General features: G+C 60.7%; 12 protein-coding genes and 1 riboswitch. Of the genes, 10 read left to right on the top strand and 2 right to left on the bottom strand.

The window, feature by feature from the left end:
• Window positions 1–6: 6 nt before the first annotated feature.
• From C7477_RS02210 to C7477_RS02200, 3 genes are all read left to right on the top strand, one after another.
• Window positions 7–1,305 (top strand): YncE family protein, encoded by a 1,299-nt coding sequence (locus tag C7477_RS02210; protein ID WP_110748498.1) that lies wholly within the window; start codon window positions 7–9, stop codon window positions 1,303–1,305.
• Window positions 1,306–1,487: 182 nt separating this feature from the next.
• Window positions 1,488–4,160, top strand: a complete 2,673-nt coding sequence (locus C7477_RS02205) for an FG-GAP-like repeat-containing protein (protein WP_110748496.1) — start codon at window positions 1,488–1,490, stop codon at window positions 4,158–4,160.
• A 322-nt stretch (window positions 4,161–4,482) separates the two neighbouring features.
• Window positions 4,483–5,940 carry a cobyric acid synthase gene (locus C7477_RS02200; RefSeq protein ID WP_110748493.1) on the top strand — a complete coding sequence of 486 codons (1,458 nt, stop codon included), beginning with the start codon at window positions 4,483–4,485 and terminating at the stop codon, window positions 5,938–5,940.
• A gap of 212 nt (window positions 5,941–6,152) precedes the next feature.
• Here C7477_RS02200 and C7477_RS02195 read toward each other — a convergent pair whose 3' ends face one another.
• Window positions 6,153–7,325, bottom strand: coding sequence for an ATP-binding protein (locus C7477_RS02195; RefSeq protein ID WP_110748491.1), 1,173 nt, complete (start codon window positions 7,323–7,325; stop codon window positions 6,153–6,155).
• Window positions 7,322–8,014, bottom strand: coding sequence for a response regulator (locus C7477_RS02190; protein ID WP_110748487.1), 693 nt, complete (start codon window positions 8,012–8,014; stop codon window positions 7,322–7,324). The genes C7477_RS02195 and C7477_RS02190 overlap by 4 nt, the downstream gene beginning before the upstream one ends.
• A 161-nt stretch (window positions 8,015–8,175) precedes the next feature.
• Between C7477_RS02190 and C7477_RS02185 the strand changes: the two genes are divergently transcribed.
• The 7 genes from C7477_RS02185 (at window position 8,176) to cobO (ending at window position 16,966) form a co-directional block, all read left to right on the top strand.
• Complete coding sequence (locus C7477_RS02185; protein ID WP_210206125.1) at window positions 8,176–8,967, top strand: phosphatase PAP2 family protein; 792 nt, start codon at window positions 8,176–8,178, stop codon at window positions 8,965–8,967.
• A 21-nt stretch (window positions 8,968–8,988) separates the two neighbouring features.
• Window positions 8,989–9,221, top strand: a riboswitch (cobalamin riboswitch).
• A 50-nt stretch (window positions 9,222–9,271) separates the two neighbouring features.
• On the top strand, window positions 9,272–9,454 hold the full coding sequence (locus tag C7477_RS02180) for a CbtB domain-containing protein (protein WP_110748484.1): 183 nt from the start codon (window positions 9,272–9,274) through the stop codon (window positions 9,452–9,454).
• A 26-nt stretch (window positions 9,455–9,480) separates the two neighbouring features.
• Complete coding sequence (locus tag C7477_RS02175; RefSeq protein ID WP_110748481.1) at window positions 9,481–10,191, top strand: CbtA family protein; 711 nt, start codon at window positions 9,481–9,483, stop codon at window positions 10,189–10,191.
• 220 nt (window positions 10,192–10,411) lie between these two features.
• Window positions 10,412–10,933: a bifunctional adenosylcobinamide kinase/adenosylcobinamide-phosphate guanylyltransferase gene (gene cobU, locus C7477_RS02165; protein WP_110748478.1), complete on the top strand. Its 522-nt coding sequence runs from the start codon at window positions 10,412–10,414 to the stop codon at window positions 10,931–10,933.
• A gap of 5 nt (window positions 10,934–10,938) precedes the next feature.
• A complete protein-coding gene (gene cobW / locus C7477_RS02160) occupies window positions 10,939–11,991 on the top strand; it encodes a cobalamin biosynthesis protein CobW (RefSeq protein ID WP_110748475.1) in 1,053 nt (350 codons plus the stop codon).
• Window positions 11,992–12,231: 240 nt separating this feature from the next.
• Window positions 12,232–16,335 (top strand): cobaltochelatase subunit CobN, encoded by a 4,104-nt coding sequence (gene cobN / locus C7477_RS02150; RefSeq protein WP_110748471.1) that lies wholly within the window; start codon window positions 12,232–12,234, stop codon window positions 16,333–16,335.
• Window positions 16,328–16,966: a cob(I)yrinic acid a,c-diamide adenosyltransferase gene (gene cobO / locus C7477_RS02145; protein ID WP_110748469.1), complete on the top strand. Its 639-nt coding sequence runs from the start codon at window positions 16,328–16,330 to the stop codon at window positions 16,964–16,966. The genes cobN and cobO overlap by 8 nt, the downstream gene beginning before the upstream one ends.
• The last annotated feature ends 12 nt before the right edge of the window (window positions 16,967–16,978 follow it).

Genomic DNA, 16,978 nt, shown 5'->3' with positions numbered 1-16,978 from the left:
AAGAAGATGAACAAGTTACTTTATAAAGCGGCATCATGGCGGATATTCACCGCCATGGCCGGCCTGCTGGCCGTAGCGGTGATTGCGATCCCCGACGCGGCGCAAGCGACTTCAGGCAACAGGGCGATTGCCAGCGTCTCCGCATTTAAAGGCGTCAGCCCAAATCGCGTCGCCTTCATGCCGGACGGGTCGAAAGCATATGTGCCCAACACCACGTCGAATACGGTGTCGGTAATAGACGCTCAGACACACAAGCAGCTGAAGGTCATTACCTTGCCCGCTGGCAGCTCGCCTGGCAACCTTGCTGTGACGCCCGATGGGACCAAAGTAGATGGGACCAAAGTATATGTCCTTCACCAGCATTCGGCGATTTCCATAATCGACACGAGAACCGACGAGCTGGCAACGACAAGCACGGTCCAGAATTACACCGGGACGAACCCTTATGGCATCGCGTTCAACCCGGCCAAAGGTTCGAACGTCGCCTATGTGACCAATAATGACGCGGCCTCGTCTGTATCGATAATCGATACATCGACTGACACCCAAACCGGCACGGTTGCCGGCTATGATGGTGCCGCGGGCGCCCATGACGTGGCATTCGCACCGAGCGGGACATTCGCTTATGTCGTGACCGCGCTGTCCGTCGTCGTGATCGACGTTGCGTCAAATGCGCAAACCCAGCCAGTTACGGGCTATACCGGCACAACTCCGCTCAATGTCGCCTTCGCTCCGGACGGGTCGAAAGCCTATGTAACCAACCAGGGGTCAAGCTCGGTGTCGGTCATCAAAACCAGCAATCACACGCAAACGGGCGAGGTCGCAAAATTCAATGGCATTAATCCTGCCGTTGTAGCGTTCAACCCGGACGCGGCGATTGCCTATGTGACCAGCTATAGTTCCAATTCGGTGTCGGTGATCGATATCACAAGCGACACCCAGACTGGCACGGTCAATCTGGACGAATTCGAGGGCAATCATCCCAACGGGGTGGCATTTCGCCCTGATACCGACCCCGATAAGGCGGGGGATGTCGCTTACGTCGTTTTCATCGGTTCCGACAAGGTATCGGTCATACAGGTGCACCCCGCCGCCGCTGTCATCACTACGCCGGTCTTGCCGAGTTCTGGTGCGGTTTCGGGTGGGACGATCGTGACCATCAAGGGAGAGAATCTGCTCGATACGACCGGCGTCCACCTTCGGGGGTATCGTGGCGGATACTCCCAACAGTCCCTCCGGCGGCTCCAATACGGAACTGACGGTGGTTACGCCTCCGTCGAAGGATGGCAATTTGGGCGCCGTTGACGTTGTCGTGGAAAATAAGGGCGGCAACGGCACGGCAAAAGGCGCGTACACCTACATCACACCTGTTTCGGATTAACGGGGCAGAGTTCCTCACTCATGCGGCGTGCCCTGATGGCGGGGCACGCTCGCGGCGCCGAGTGCCACTTGCAGGCGTGGAGAGTGATTTTTGAAGGAATATTACAATGATTTTCAAGGATTTTTCGAAAGTATATTGGGGCTGGCTCGTCGCGGCGTGGGCCATGGCTGCGGGGCTGATGGCGGGGGCGCTGTTGCCGGCATACGCCACACCAGCCAATACGCAGATTGGGATTGTCGAGGGGTACGACGGGCAAATTCCTTTCGCATTCGCACTTACTCCCGACGGCAAAGTCGGGTATGTGCTGCAGCCGATGCGTTGGCCTAATGGCGATAGCGCCATTGCTGTCATCGATATTGGCCGGAACATGCAAGTGGGCTACGTGAAAAATTATATCGGAGCAGGCCCAACTGCTATTGCTATGTCACCGGACGGCAAAATTGTGTACGTTAGCAATGGTGGTCCTGGCTCCACAAAGTCGATCTCCGTCATTGATGTGGCAACGAACACCCAAACCGACACGATCAATTTGCCGGATTTTCAACTGCGTATTCCCTCTATGGCGCTTTCACCTGATGGGAAGACCGCCTATGTGTCTTTCGCTACCGGCAGTAGCGGTGATCCGGATCCCGGGATCGCCGTGATCGATATCGCGACGAAGGGAGTAAGTTTTATTCCTCCTTCCCCAAAAGGGTATATGGGGATGAGGGTTGTCGCGGTTTCTCCAAACGGGGACAAGGCATATGCGACAATTCCTAACGCCCCGGCGGTAGCGGTGATCGATACAAGAACGAATACACAAACCGGAATGATCAAGAATTGGGACGGTTCAACGCCGTTTGGGATTGGCTTTTCTCCTGATGGGAAGAAAGCCTATATTACGTCAAATGACTACGGCGGTAACATTTCCCGCGAGGTGCTCGTAGTTGATGTGGCTACGGATACGGTCACAGGAGCCGTCAAGAAAGGGTTAGTATACCCGCCGTTGGCGGATATTACCTTTTCGCCAGATGGAAAAAATGCATATTTTCTGGATGGAAGCGGCTACCTTGAGAATACCAAAAACGGCTACGTTATCACTACCGCGACGAACACGATAACGGACATGCTGCACGGGTATGTCACCTCCGATAATTTTTATCCGATCGGCAACGCCAACACCGAAATCTTGGCGGTAACTCCGGACAACGGGCGTCTCTACATCGCCACTCCGTGTGGTGCCAACGCTGTGGTGCTGGCCTGCACAAAGGTTGACAATAACAAAAGCTACATCGCAATTATAACCCTTCTTCCCCTGGCCTCGACCATCAATAAGGACGGGGTACTGCCATCGAGCGGGTCGATCGACGGAAAGACCCAGGTGACTGTCCATGGAACGAATCTCCTTGGGACGAGCAATGTCACTTTCGGTGGGGTTGCTGGGACGGACCTGCAGATTATTTCGGATACCGAATTGACGGTGACAACCCCTTCGCACCAGGTTGGAACCGTCGATGTCGTCGTCGAGAATGGCGGAGGGAATGCTATCGCGCGCGCGGCGTATACATATATTACCGACCGCGAGGAGCATTGCGGCGCCCCGATGCCTGGAGCGCGTATCCTGAGTTCCAGCACCAATCACAGCGATTCGCGGTATTTAACAGCCATGGCCGCCGGCGATTACAACCAAGACGGCCGCGGTGATCTGGCGATAGCAAGCTTCAGGCCGGAACGTGCCGTCAATGTCTTCCTGGCCCGGACCGACGGCACCTTCTCCTGGTGGCATCCGTTTTATTCTCAATCCACGGATAGTAACACCCAACCCACGGATATCTACGACATTGTCGGGACAGTAACGGGGGATTTCAATAATGACGGCATCCTCGATCTCGTCACCGGTTCCTATAAGGCGGCAAACAACGCCAACGGCGAGATTATTTACCTGCAAGGCAAGGGCAACGGGGACTTCGATCCTCCGGTTATGTCGTCGACACGGGGCGGCGGGGTAAGCGCGGTTGCCGATTTCAATAGGGATGGCAATCTTGACGTCGTGTTCGTGACATATAGCACGTCTTCCCCGTCAGCTGAGGGCGTCTTCCAAGTCCATCTCGGCGACGGCTATGGACTATTCAGGCCTTATGGCTCTCCGCAAGACCTGCCTAACGCTCGCCAATTTATCTTTTCGTATGCTGCGGGTCCCGGAATGGCCACCGGGGATTTCAACAATGACGGCAAGCCTGACCTTCTTATAGCAGAGGGAGATACGGGAGCGTCGGTGTACCTCGGCGACGGGAACGGTGCCTTCGAATCGAATCCCGCTATATTCAATCTCGGCGCGGGGAATAACGCCCGCTCGGTGGTGGCGACGGATTTCGACGGCGATCGAGTTCTCGATTTCGCGGTGGGTAGCGATGCGGTGCTCGCCCTTTATCGAGGAGCCGGCGATGGCAAGAACTTTGAGCGCAAGCCGAATCCGCTTGAAAACACTTCCTCAAGCGGGATTTCCCTGGCGGTGGGAGATTTCAACAACGATGGCTGGGCGGATATCGTCGCCTCGTTGCTTGGTAAGCGTGAAACGAAGATTCTGATCAATAGCGGCTGTCGCTGGGCCTTCATGGCGGCCAAGGTGCAGATCAAGGGTCAATATGACGGTTATTGGCCCGTTGTTGGAGATTTCAACGGTGATGGGTTCAGTGATGTGGCGGTGCTGGATGATATGCATGGCCTCACATCGGCTCTCATCGTCCCTGAGGTGGTCAGCGGGTCGCAAACGGTTCCCGGGCAGCAGGGAAAGCAATGAAGAATCCCTTCACCGCTTTCCCATGCGCGGGGCCAGATAGCTTCGTCTAAAACGGCAAAAACCGTGCTGTCCCTGGGGAGAGCACGGTTTTGCCAAACTACGCATGGCGCTATCGCGAGAACGCTGCGACGGCGGGAGATGCAGCTCCGGTACGCAATACCTTATCCGGAGCGGGGGACGGCGTTGCGTGCCGTCTTGATTTCCTTTCTAGCGCCACATCGTTACCGTCAGGTTAGCAAGAGCTTAAGCAAATCTGAATCGGTGCATTTTTTGAATCTTTTTGCGATTGCCCAAGGTGCCTGCAGAGATTAGTCAGGTAACCATGACACGCGCCATCATGCTGCAGGGAACGGGTTCGGATGTCGGCAAGACGGTGCTGGTCGCCGGGCTTTGCCGGCTGGCGGCAAAGCGTGGGCTCAAGGTGCGCCCGTTCAAGCCGCAGAACATGTCGAACAATGCCGCCGTCAGCGATGATGGCGGCGAGATCGGGCGGGCGCAGTGGCTGCAGGCTCTGGCTTGCGGGGTGCCGTCGTCGGTGCATATGAATCCCGTGCTGCTCAAGCCGCAATCGGAAACCGGAAGCCAGATCGTCGTGCAGGGGCGGGTCGTGGGACAGGCGAAAGGCCGGGAATATCAGCGCTTGAAGCCGCAATTGATGGATGCGGTGATGCAGTCCTGGGAGGAAGTGCGCGCCGGGGCCGATCTTGTCATCGTGGAAGGCGCGGGCTCCCCGGCGGAGATAAACCTGCGCGCCGGCGACATCGCCAATATGGGGTTTGCCGCGCGGGCAAATGTGCCGGTCGTGCTGGTCGGCGACATCGATCGCGGCGGCGTGATCGCCTCCATCGTCGGCACCCATGCGATCCTTCCCGAAGAGGATCGGCGGATGATCGCTGGATATCTCATCAACAAGTTCCGCGGCGATATTTCGCTGTTCGATGATGGCCTTGCGGCGATCACAGGCTTCACCGGCTGGCGCTCCTTTGGCGTGGTGCCGTGGCTGAAAGCGGCGGGGCGCTTGCCAGCGGAGGATTCGGTGGTGCTGGAGCGGCTCGCCAAGGGCGAGGGCAGGGCGCTTAAGATCGCCGTTCCCGTGCTCGACCGCATCGCCAATTTTGACGATCTCGATCCGTTGAAGGCCGAGCCGCAGGTGGAGGTCGTGATGGTGCGAAGCGGTGAGCGGCTTCCGGCCGATGCAGGGCTGGTGGTGATCCCCGGCTCGAAATCGACCATCGGCGATTTGAAGCGCTTTCGCGAGAATGGCTGGGATCGCGATTTGCAGATGCACCTGCGACGCGGCGGCCATGTGATCGGCATTTGCGGTGGCTACCAGATGCTGGGCCGCGCGGTGCGCGATCCTGATGGGATAGAGGGTGATATCCGCGAGATAGAGGGGCTGGGCCTGCTCGATATCGAGACGGTGATGGAGCCGGAAAAGACGGTGCGCAATTCGACGGCGCATTCGGTGGTTTTCGATGTGACGCTTGAAGGTTATGAAATCCATCTGGGCAGGACAACCGGGCCGGATTGCAATCGCCCCGCCGTTATTTTGAATGGTGTGCCCGATGGCGCGGTGTCACCGGATGGGCGGGTGTTTGGGACCTATCTGCACGGGCTTTTCGGGGCGGATGCCTTTCGGGAGAAGCTGCTTGGCTCGCTGGGCGTAACGGGCGGTACGGTGTCTTATCGCGCCGAGGTTGAGCGGGCGCTGGATGAGATGGCGGAGGAACTTGCGGGTTGTCTGGATGTGGAGGGGTTGTTGGGGCTGGAGAGGGGGTAGAACAGGCTGCCCCGTGGTTCGAGGCGCTCTCCCTCCCCCTTGCGGGGAGGGTGGCCCGAAGGGCCGGGTGGGGGTGGTTCAGGATTGAGCACAACCGTTGCCACCCCCATCCGCCCGCTAACGCGGGCACCTTCCCCGCAAGGGGGAAGGAAGGCGCCCAACCGCTCAGGCAGGGCAGAGGGGGGGTGAAGTGCCCCACCGGCTCTTTAATTTCAATTCGGCAGCACCACCGAAGCCACCGCCCCGCCATGCTCTCCATTTTCCAATTCAAGGCTGCCCCCATGCGCCGTCGCGATGGCGCGGACGACTGACAGGCCAAGCCCGGTTCCGCCGGTGGCGCGGGAGCGGGAGGGGTCGCCGCGCCAGAAGGGGTTTGCCGCGACCGTTTGCATATCGGCGGGGAAGCCGGGGCCGTTGTCGATCAGGCGGATCACCGCGCCGCCATCGGGCAAAGCGCTCGTTTCGCAGCGTAGAATCTTGCCGGCAGCGGCATAGCGGCAGGCGTTTTCGAGGAGCGCCAGAAGCGCTTGGCGGATGCGTTCGGCATCGATCGGGGCGGGCGCGGGTTCCAGCCTGGTTTCGACTTCAAGGCCGCTCGCCTCCAGCATGGGTTTGGCGGATTCGAGCACGATTTCAAAGTCTTCCGCCACGTTTCGCATGGCGCGATTCAACACCAGCTTCTGGCCGATCGCCAGCGACAGAGTGCGCAAATCCTCGATCAGCCGGGAGAGGCCTTCGACCTGGACGAGCAGGTTCGACATGGTTTTGCGCTCCATCGGGAACACACCGTCGAGCATACCGTGGATCGAGCCGCGCAGGATGGTGACCGGCGTACGCAACTCATGCGCCACCGCCATGTTGTTGAAGCGCAGACGTTCTTCCATCGTTTCAAGGCTGGTCGCAAGCGCATTGAAGCTTTCGACAAGGCTCGCCACTTCGCGCGTGCTGGCATGGGAAACGCCGACGCGGGCCGAAAAGTCGCCGGATTTCAGGCTCTCCGCCGCAAGGGCCAATTTCTGCAGGGGATGGGCGATGCGCCGGGCAAGCCACACGCCGATAAGGCTGCAGAGGCTGGCCGATAGAAGGCTGCACACCAGCACCGACATTTGGAGATCAAAATCGCTGGGTCCGTCGAAATCGGCGCGCCCCTCGACAGATGCGAGATGACGAAGCAATTCCTGCACTGCTGCCGCATCGGGCACACCACCATTGTTTATGGCGCGGTAGGTATCCGCCAGCGGCGGCGGCAGACTGTTGATGACCGCATCTTCCAGATGATTGGCGTACCAGTTCACGCCCAGATAGGTGAGGCTGACGCTCAAGAGCAGCATGGCTGCTATGATGATGGCCGTGGTTCTTGCCAGCGGCAAAGCGCGCGTTTTCATTTGGGCTCCGAAAGGCGATAGCCGATGCCGCGAACGGCGGGAAACAGGCCCTTCTGCCCCAGCTCTTCCAGCTTGCGGCGAAGGTTGGAGATATGTGTATCCACGGTGCGCGCCAGCGCATCGCTTTCCGGCAGGCAGGCGTCGAGAATGTCTGAGCGGTCGAATGCGTGGGTCGGGCGGCGGATCATATAGGCGAGGATGCGGAATTCGCTCAACGTCAGTTGGACCGGCCGGCGCGTTTCACCGCGCTTTACGAACGCCGCGTGGGAATGAAAATCGACCTCGATATCGCCGAAGCGGCGGATGGTTTCCTGATTTTGCCCCTTGGCGCGGCGCAGGACGGCACCCACCCGCGCCACTACCTCCTGCGGGTTGAAGGGTTTTACCACATAATCATCCGCGCCCATCCGCAAGCCGCTCAGGCGGTCGATATCCTCGGCCAGCGCCGTCACCATGATGACCGGCGTGGTGCCCGCCTGGCGCAATCGCGCGAGAACGCCGAAGCCGTCGAGCTTCGGAATGCGGACGTCGAGGAGAACGATATCGGGTGAGAGTTGCGCATGGTGCTGCAAGGCCGTCTCGCCATCCGCCGCGCGCACGGTGCGATAGCCTTCCCGGATGAGATAGGCATCCAATATCCGGGCGATTTCCGGCTCATCCTCGACGATCAGAACGAGACTGTTTTCCACGTGAATTTAGCTCCGTTCGCTGCGGCGCGTTTTGATAGCGTGAATGGTGAATGGAGAATAGTGAATGGCTCCGTCACGCACCATTCACCGACTAGTCCTTGGCCGTTTCTTGACAATGCCCGCCCACACCGCAGCCGGCCCATTCCTTCGAGGTGTTCGACATGCGGGAAACGACTTTCAAATTATACGATACGCGGCATGATTCCATCGCGCCGAAAGGGGCTGTGCTCTTCGCGGGGCCGCTGGGGCTGGCGGTGCTCGCTGTCAGCGTCGTGTTCATCATCTTTCCCGGCATCGACCTCGCCGTTACCCGCCTGTTCGCGGATGAGGATATCTTTCCTTTGTTGGAAAACCCGGTTCTGAAGGCGGTGCGGGATTTCAATCGTGCCATGCCGTTTTTCCTGCTGCCGCTGATGATCGTCGCAATTCTTGCCTATGCGCTCTGGCCGCGCCGCTTGAGTGGCATTGCCGCGCATAAGGCTCTCTATGTGATGTTGAGTTTCGCAATGGGGCCGGGGCTTTTCGTGCAGATCGGCAAAACGTTCATCGGCCGGCCGCGTCCGACGGGCATTTTCGAGTTCGGCGGCGCTGCCGACTTCGCTCCCGTCTGGCAATTCGCCTCCATATGCAGCCGAAGCTGCTCGTTTCCATCCGGCGAGGCGGCGCTTGCCGCGGCTGCGATGTCCGTGCTGGTGTTCGTTCCGGCTGCGATGCGCAAGAGCGTGGGGACCGTGCTTGCGCTCCTCTTTTTCTTCGTCGCGTTCAACCGCGTCATGTTCGGCGCGCATTTTCTGTCGGACGTGCTTGTCGCCTGGTTCGGCACGCTCTGGGTGATGGCATGGCTGTGGAACCGGATCGTATCGAATGCGGACAGGATCGATGATGCCGTACGCCGGTCGGGCGGTCCGGCGCGGCGTGTGATTTTCGGCCAGGCGCGGACTGACTTCGATTGACGCCGATTGTCTTAACTCATACTGTGCCGCCATACGTTTGGTTCCCTACGGCCAAAAGCCATGAGGGATCAAAAGGGAATGCGACGGGCGGACCCATTCAGGGCGTCCTCATCGCAGCCGACCCCGCGACTGTAGAGCGGATAGGATTCATGCCACGCCCAAGGGGAGCTTTGGGCAGCCACTGGGAAACCGGGAAGGCGGCATGGGTCTTGTGACCCGCGAGCCAGGAGACCTGCCGGACGTACAGGGCAATGACGCCCGCACCCCTGGGGAGTTTTCCCCTGCTGCCTGCACGGAGGTTGTCATGGCTGCGCGTACCGAATTTTCCCGATCGCTGGCTTTGCCGCTCGCAACGCGTTTAACGACGGCTGTCGTCTCGCTGTTTCTCGGCGCATTCCTCATCTACGGCGTCGGTCTCGCCCATTCCGACGCGCTGCATGATTCGGCGCACGACACGCGCCACTCCTACGGCTTCCCCTGCCATTAGAGTTTAGCCGCCAAGGAAAAATCATCATGCTGATCAAATATTTGCTGGCTACTATCGTAGCCGGCCTCTTTGCGGGCATCCTTGTGACGCCTGCGATGTACCTGCGCACCGTGCCGCTTATTCTTCATGCCGAAACCTTCGAGGATGCGGAGGGCGGTCATGATCATGGCGCTGGGGAGGCTGCTCATAGCCACGAATCGGCTGAGCCGCATGAGCATGAGACGGGGCCGGAATTGCCATTCGGGCGTCTGGGCAATACCATCCTTGCCAATCTCGTAGCCGGTGCCGGTTTCGCGCTGGCGCTCGGCGGTGTGGCGCTGCTGCTAGGCAGGCGGATCACGGCGCGCAACGGCATCTATTGGGGCCTTGCGGGCTTCTTCGTTTTTGCCTTCGCGCCGTCGCTTGGTCTTGCGCCGGAACTGCCGGCCATGCCCGCCGCCGATCTTGGCTCGCGGCAGGTCTGGTGGGTGGCGACGGTTCTGCTTTCCGCCATCGGCCTTTATCTCATCGCGCTCAGGCGGGAGGCGTGGGCGAGGCCGCTCGGGCTTGCCGTGATTGTCGCGCCGCATCTTTACGGCGCGCCGAAGGCTGAGGACCTTTCCTCGCCGGTTCCCGCCGTGCTCGCCTCGGAATATGCGGTGGCATCGCTGGCGACCAACCTCTTCATGTGGGCGGTGCTTGGGCTGGCGCTCGGATGGATGCTGCAGCGATATGCTTCGGCGGAATTGGAAGGCTAGAACGTTTGATGGAATCGCGAGGCTACCCCCCTCTGTCCTGCCGGACATCGCCCCCTCAAGGGGGGAGATTGGCCTTCATCGATGACGGCGCTTTATATTGCAACGTCGGCGATAAGCGACAGCGGTTCTCACAGCCAATCTCCCCCCTTGAGGGGGAGATGCCCGGCAGGGCAGAGGGGAGTACTGTCCCGCCAGCGCTTCCAGCTAAAAATGAAGGGCTCTGAGCGTGCCTGGAAAAACCACATTTGTCCTTGGCGGCGCGCGCTCGGGCAAATCGGTGTTTGCGGAGCAGCTTGTCGAGCAATCCGGCCTTGACGCGGTGTATATCGCGACGGGGCAGGCTTATGATGATGAGATGCGGGAGCGGATCGCGGCGCATAAACAACGCCGCGGTCTGGTCTGGACAACGGTCGAGGAACCTCTCGATCTCATCGGCGCGCTTCGCTCCCATGCGGGCGAGGGGCGCGCCGTTTTGGTCGATTGCCTGACGTTGTGGCTTACCAATCTGATGATGGCCGAACGTGATATCGCGGCGGAAATCGCGCGGCTTGCTGCTGCGATACCCGAACTCTCGGGTGCGGTGCTGTTCGTATCCAACGAGGTGGGGCTCGGCATCGTGCCTGATAACCGCATGGCGCGGGCGTTTCGTGATCATGCCGGGCGGCTCAATCAGGCGGTCGCAGCCGCCGCCAACCAAGTTTATTTCATAGCGGCCGGACTGCCGCTCAAGATGAAGGGTTAATTTCCATGCAGGGACAAAAGATACCGGCAACGGTCATCACCGGCTTTCTGGGTTCGGGCAAGACGACGATGATCCGCAATCTGCTTGAAAACGCCAATGGCAAGCGGATAGCGCTGATCATCAACGAATTCGGCGATCTGGGCGTCGATGGCGGCATCCTCAAGGGTTGCGGGATCGAGACCTGCCGCGAGGAAGATGTGATCGAGCTCAACAATGGCTGTATCTGCTGCACGGTGGCCGATGATTTCATCCCGACCATGACCAAACTGCTGGACCGCGCGGACAGGCCTGATCATATCGTCATCGAGACGTCTGGTCTCGCCCTGCCGCAGCCGCTCGTTGCCGCCTTCAACTGGCCTGAAATCAAGACGCAGGTGACGGTCGATGGCGTCATCACCGTCATCGACGCCGCCGCTGTGGCGGAAGGCCGCTTTGCCGACGATCATGACAGGGTGGATGCGCAGCGCGCGGAAGACGATGCGCTCGATCATGACAGCCCGCTGGAAGAGCTCTACGAGGACCAGATTCGCGCCGCCGATCTGATCGTGCTCAACAAGGCCGACCTCATCGACGTCGTGAAGCTGGAGCAGGTGCGCGAGGATGTGGCGAGCCGCACCAATCGGGCGCCGAACATGGTGCCGGCGAGCTTCGGCAAGCTTGGCGTGGAGCTTCTGCTGGGCCTTGGCGTCGGCACGGAAGCCGACATCGCCAACCGCAAGTCGCATCACGAGCTGGAGCATGAAGCGGGCGAGGAGCACGATCATGACGAGTTCGAAAGTTTCGTCGTGGGGCTTGGGCCGGTTGTGGAGCCGAAGGCTTTTGTCGAGAAGCTGAAGGGTGTGATTGGAGCGCATGACATCTTGCGGCTCAAGGGCTTTGCCGATGTGCCGGGCAAGCCGATGCGTCTCGTGGTGCAGGCTGTGGGGACGCGCATCGAGCATTATTTCGACCGGGCCTGGGAGGCGGGGGAGGAACGGTCGTCGCGGCTGGTGGTGATCGGGCTGCATGATATCGATGCGGTGGCGATTGAGCGGGCGGTAAGGGCGGCGGCGGCCTAGTTGGAATAAGATTGTGCTTGTCGATCTCACCCCCCTCTGTCCTGCCGGACATCTCCCCCTCAAGGGGGGAGATTGGCCTTCATCGATGACGGCGCTTTATCTTGCGACATTTGTGATTACTGCGTTTGGGATTGTGCGAAAGCGGTCCTCCCAGCCAATCTCCCCCCTTGAGGGGGAGATGTCCGGCAGGACAGAGGGGGGTGTCTCGGTAAAGCCAAGGCAACAGAAGGAGACGCCTGAATGCATCTTCTTCTAGCCCAGAAAGGAACCATTGCCGAAGGCGGCGAGGCGGTTGATCTTGGCCAGTCGCCGGGCGATATCCTGTTCCTTTCGGCGGCGGATACGGAGCTGGCGAGCCTTGCGGCGGCGCATGTCGGCGGGCCGACACTGCGGCTGGCCAGCATCATGGCGCTGGCGCATCCCATGTCGGTCGATACATATATCGAGCGTACCGCGCGGTACGCTCGACTGATCGTGGTGCGCGTCATCGGCGGCGAGAGCTATTGGCCCTATGGGCTCGAGGCGCTGCATGCCTGCGCGGTCAACCATGGCATCAAGCTTGCGGTGCTTGCCGGAGATGACAAGCCGGATGCGGGGCTGCATCGGTTTTCGACGGTCGAGCGCCGAGATCGGGATGCGCTCTGGCATTATCTCATCGAGGGCGGGGCGCAGAATGCGCGGGGGTTTTTGGATTATTGCGCGGCGTTGATTGGGCTTGGGGAGAGACCGGCGGAGGCTTCGCCGCTGCTGAAGGCAGGGGTGTGGTGGCCGGGGCGGGGGGGGGGTTCGGGGGGGGGTGTTCGGGGGCAGTGGGCTGCAACACCCCCCTCTGTCCTGCCGGACATCTCCCCCTCAAGGGGGGAGATTGGCCTTCATAGAGGTGGCCACCAATCGCAAACGTTGGCAAGTAAGCAGCACGGTTCAGGTCAGCTAATCTCCCCCCTTGAGGGGGAGATGGCTGGCAAGCCAGAGGGGGGTATTCATAAAGCGTCCCCAATAGCCGCCATCTGCTTCTATCGCGCTCTCGTCCAGAGCGGCCAAACAAAGGGCGTCGAGGCGCTGATCGATGCGCTGGCGGCGCAAGGGCTGAATCCTCTTCCGGTGTTCGTCTCAAGCCTCAAGGACCCCGTCTCGGTGGCGACGCTTGACGCCATCTTCGAAGAAACCCCGCCCGATGTGGTGCTGAACGCCACCGGCTTCGCTGTCTCCGCGCCCGGAGCCCAACGTCAGCCGACGGTTCTGGAAAAGCGTGGCGCGGTGGTGTTGCAGACGATCTTTTCCGGCTCGACGGCAGAGGCGTGGGAAGCCTCGCCGCAGGGGCTTTCGGCCCGCGATCTCGCCATGAACGTGGCGCTGCCGGAGGTCGATGGCCGGGTGCTGTCGCGGGCCGTCTCGTTCAAATCGGCTTGGGCGTATGATGAGGCGGTTGAGGCCAATATCGTTACGCATGAGCCGCGCGCGGACCGCGTGGCGTTTGTCGCCGAACTCGCGGCGCGCTGGGCGCGGCTGCGGCGCAAGCCGGCGGGTGAGCGGCGGGTTGCGATCATCATGGCCAATTATCCGAACCGTGACGGGCGGCTCGGCAATGGCGTGGGGCTGGATACGCCGGCGGGTACGCTGGAGGCGCTTCTGGCGATGAAGGCGGCGGGGTATCCGGTTGCTGATCTGCCGGAAAACGGCGATGCGCTGATCAACTATCTCATGGCCGGGCCGACCAATGCTGCAACCGATGGTCGGGAAATCCGTGAAACGCTTTCACTGAATCAATATAAGCACTTCCTTGAAAAGCTTCCGATAAAGATTCAGGATGAAATCACGGCGCGGTGGGGAGCGCCGGAGGCCGATCCGTTCTTTCTCGACGCCGCGCGTGGTTTCGCGCTGCCGCTTGCCCGCTTCGGTGAAACGCTGGTCGGTATCCAGCCGGCGCGGGGTTACAATATCGATCCCAAGGAGAGCTACCACTCGCCGGACCTGGTGCCGCCGCATGGCTATCTTGCGTTCTACGCCTATTTGCGCGAGACATACGGCGCGGATGCCATTGTCCATATGGGCAAGCATGGTAATCTCGAATGGCTGCCGGGCAAGGCGCTGGCGCTTTCGGAGAATTGCTACCCGGAAGCCGTTTTCGGCGCGGTGCCGCATATCTATCCCTTCATCGTCAACGACCCCGGCGAGGGGACGCAGGCCAAGCGCCGCTCCGCCGCCGTCATCATCGACCATCTGACGCCGCCGCTGACACGGGCGGAGAGCTACGGGCCGCTGAAGGACCTCGAAGCGCTGGTGGACGAATATTACGAGGCGGCGGGCGTAGACCCTCGCCGCCTGCGACGATTGAAGGGGCAAATCCTCGATCTGGTGCGTGATATCGGGCTGGACCATGACGCGGGCATTCATGAGCATGACGGCGAGGACCTCGCGCTGCAGAAGCTCGACGCCTATCTGTGCGATTTGAAGGAGATGCAGATCCGCGATGGGCTGCATGTGTTTGGGCTGTCGCCTGAGGGGCGGTTGTTGACGGATCTGCTCGTGGCGTTGGCGCGGGTGCCGCGTGGGGGCGGCGAGGGGGCGGACAGGAGTTTGCAGCGGGCGATTGCGGCGGATGGGGGGGTGGCTGGAGGGATACCCCCCTCTGCCCTGCCGGGCATCTCCCCCTCAAGGGGGGAGATTGGCCTTCATCGAGGTTCGCGTCAGTCGCATACGTTGGAGAGTGAGCGGCAAGGGTCCTCTCAGCTAATCTCCCCCCTTGAGGGGGAGATGGCTGGCAAGCCAGAGGGGGGTATTCGTAAAGATATACCCTTCGATCCTCTTGATTGCGACATGTCAGCCCCCTGGACCGGCCAGAAGCCCGACATCCTCCAGTCCGTATCCACCGACCCATGGCGAATCACCGGCGATACGGTGGAACGGATCGAACTTCTGGCAGCGAAATTGGTGGCGGGTGAAATACCATGTCCGGAGGGCTGGAGCGCCACAAGGGCAGTGCTCGACGGAATAGTCTCGCATCTCCGGCCTGTCGTGGAAGCCTGTGGCGCGGCAGAGATAAACGCCATGCTGACGGCGCTCGACGGCCGCTTCGTTGCGCCCGGTCCTTCGGGTGCGCCGACGCGGGGGCGGCCGGATGTGTTGCCGACGGGGCGCAATTTCTTTTCCATCGACAGCCGCGCCGTGCCGACGCCGGCGGCGTGGGAGCTGGGCAAAAAGTCCGCCGAACTGCTCATCACCCGTTATACGCAGGACCATGGCGAATGGCCGACTTCGTTCGGGCTGACCGCATGGGGCACCTCGAACATGCGGACCGGCGGCGACGATATTGCCCAGGCGCTGGCGCTGATCGGGGTCAAGCCGGTGTGGGACATGGCCTCGCGCCGCGTCACCGGCTATGAGATCGTGCCGCTGGCGTTACTTGGCCGACCGCGCGTCGATGTGACGTTGCGCATCTCCGGCTTCTTCCGCGATGCCTTTCCCGACCAGATCGCGCTTTTCGATCAAGCGGTTCGGGCGGTGGGAGCGCTCGACGAGGATGAGGCCGATAATCCAATCGCGGCGCGGATGGGGCGTGAGGAAATCCGGCTGACGACCCAAGGTGAGGACGAGAAATCGGCGCGGCGCAAGGCCGGTTACCGCGTCTTCGGCTCCAAGCCGGGCGCTTATGGCGCGGGTTTGCAGGCGCTGATGGACGAAAAGGGCTGGCAGGATCGCGGCGATCTCGCCGAAGCCTGGCTCGTCTGGGGGGGCTATGCCTATGGCGCTGGCGAAGAGGGCACCGCCGAACGCGGGCTGCTGGAAGAGCGGCTGAAATCGGTCGAGGCGGTGATCCAGAACCAGGACAATCGCGAGCATGATCTGCTCGATTCCGACGATTATTATCAGTTCGAGGGCGGCATGGCGGCGGCGGTGGAGCATCTCAACGGCGCGCGGCCCACGATCTACCACAACGACCATTCGCGGCCCGAGCGCCCGGTCATCCGCACGCTGGAGGAAGAGATCAGCCGCGTGGTGCGGGCGCGCGTCGTCAATCCGAAATGGATCGCGGGCGTGATGCGCCATGGCTACAAGGGCGCATCCGAGATGGCGGCGACGGTGGATTATCTCTTTGCCTTTGCCGCGACGACGGGCGCGGTGGCGAACCATCATTTCGAAGCGGTCTATCAGGCCTTCATCGCCGATGGCGAGGTGCATGATTTCCTCAACGAGAAAAACCCGGCGGCGCTGGCGGAGATGGCCGCGAAGCTCATCGAGGCGATCGACCGCAGGCTTTGGACGCCACGCTCCAATTCCGCGCGGTACGATCTTGAAGAATTAGCTATTCATAAAATGAATCACGGAGCGATGCCAAATGGCTGAAAAATCAGAGAAACTTTTAGGGCTTAGCGAAGAGGAGCTGAACCTCCGTCACGCCGAGAAGATGAAGAAGAAGAAGGCCGCGCGCGACAAGATCCTTGCCACCAAGACGGACGAGAAGGGTCTCGTCATCGTCAATACCGGCAAGGGCAAGGGCAAATCGACGGCGGGTTTCGGCATGGTGTTCCGGGCGCTGGGGCATGGCATGAAGATCGGCGTCGTGCAGTTCGTCAAGGGCTCGTGGGATACGGGCGAGCGCTGGGTGCTGGAAAAATTCCCGGATCAGGTGACGATCTCAGCCATGGGCGAGGGCTTTACCTGGGAAACGCAGGACCGCGCCCGCGACATCGCCATGGCGCGCGACGCCTGGGAACAGGCGAAGGCGATGATCCTCGACGAGGAGCATGAGATGGTGCTCTGCGACGAGCTCAACATCGTGCTGCGGTATGATTATTTGCCGGTGGAGGAAATCATCGAGGTGCTGAAGGCGAAGCCCGCGATGAAGCATGTCATCATCACCGGGCGTAACGCCAAGGACGAACTGATCGAATTCGCCGATCTCGTCACCGAGATGGAGATGCTCAAGCACCCGTTCCGCTCCGGCGTGAAGGCGCAGAAGGGGATAGAGTTTTAGAAATAGGGCTGC

It is taken from the genome of Paramesorhizobium leguminum (assembly GCF_003217235.1).
Lineage (GTDB): Bacteria > Pseudomonadota > Alphaproteobacteria > Rhizobiales > Rhizobiaceae > Paramesorhizobium > Paramesorhizobium leguminum.
Note: the sequence above shows the minus strand (reverse complement) of the source record. Positions and strands in the feature narration are given on the sequence as shown.

Excerpts from the sequence above, each read along its gene's own strand:
- cobW (WP_110748475.1), top strand. The coding sequence starts at position 10,939 with ATGCAGGGACAAAAGATACCGGCAACGGTCATCACCGGCTTTCTGGGT.
- cobN (WP_110748471.1), top strand. The coding sequence starts at position 12,232 with ATGCATCTTCTTCTAGCCCAGAAAGGAACCATTGCCGAAGGCGGCGAG.
- C7477_RS02210 (WP_110748498.1), top strand. The coding sequence starts at position 7 with ATGAACAAGTTACTTTATAAAGCGGCATCATGGCGGATATTCACCGCC.
- C7477_RS02200 (WP_110748493.1), top strand. The coding sequence starts at position 4,483 with ATGACACGCGCCATCATGCTGCAGGGAACGGGTTCGGATGTCGGCAAG.
- C7477_RS02195 (WP_110748491.1), bottom strand. The coding sequence starts at position 7,325 with ATGAAAACGCGCGCTTTGCCGCTGGCAAGAACCACGGCCATCATCATA.
- C7477_RS02185 (WP_210206125.1), top strand. The coding sequence starts at position 8,176 with ATGCGGGAAACGACTTTCAAATTATACGATACGCGGCATGATTCCATC.
- C7477_RS02180 (WP_110748484.1), top strand. The coding sequence starts at position 9,272 with ATGGCTGCGCGTACCGAATTTTCCCGATCGCTGGCTTTGCCGCTCGCA.
- C7477_RS02205 (WP_110748496.1), top strand. The coding sequence starts at position 1,488 with ATGATTTTCAAGGATTTTTCGAAAGTATATTGGGGCTGGCTCGTCGCG.
- cobO (WP_110748469.1), top strand. The coding sequence starts at position 16,328 with ATGGCTGAAAAATCAGAGAAACTTTTAGGGCTTAGCGAAGAGGAGCTG.
- C7477_RS02175 (WP_110748481.1), top strand. The coding sequence starts at position 9,481 with ATGCTGATCAAATATTTGCTGGCTACTATCGTAGCCGGCCTCTTTGCG.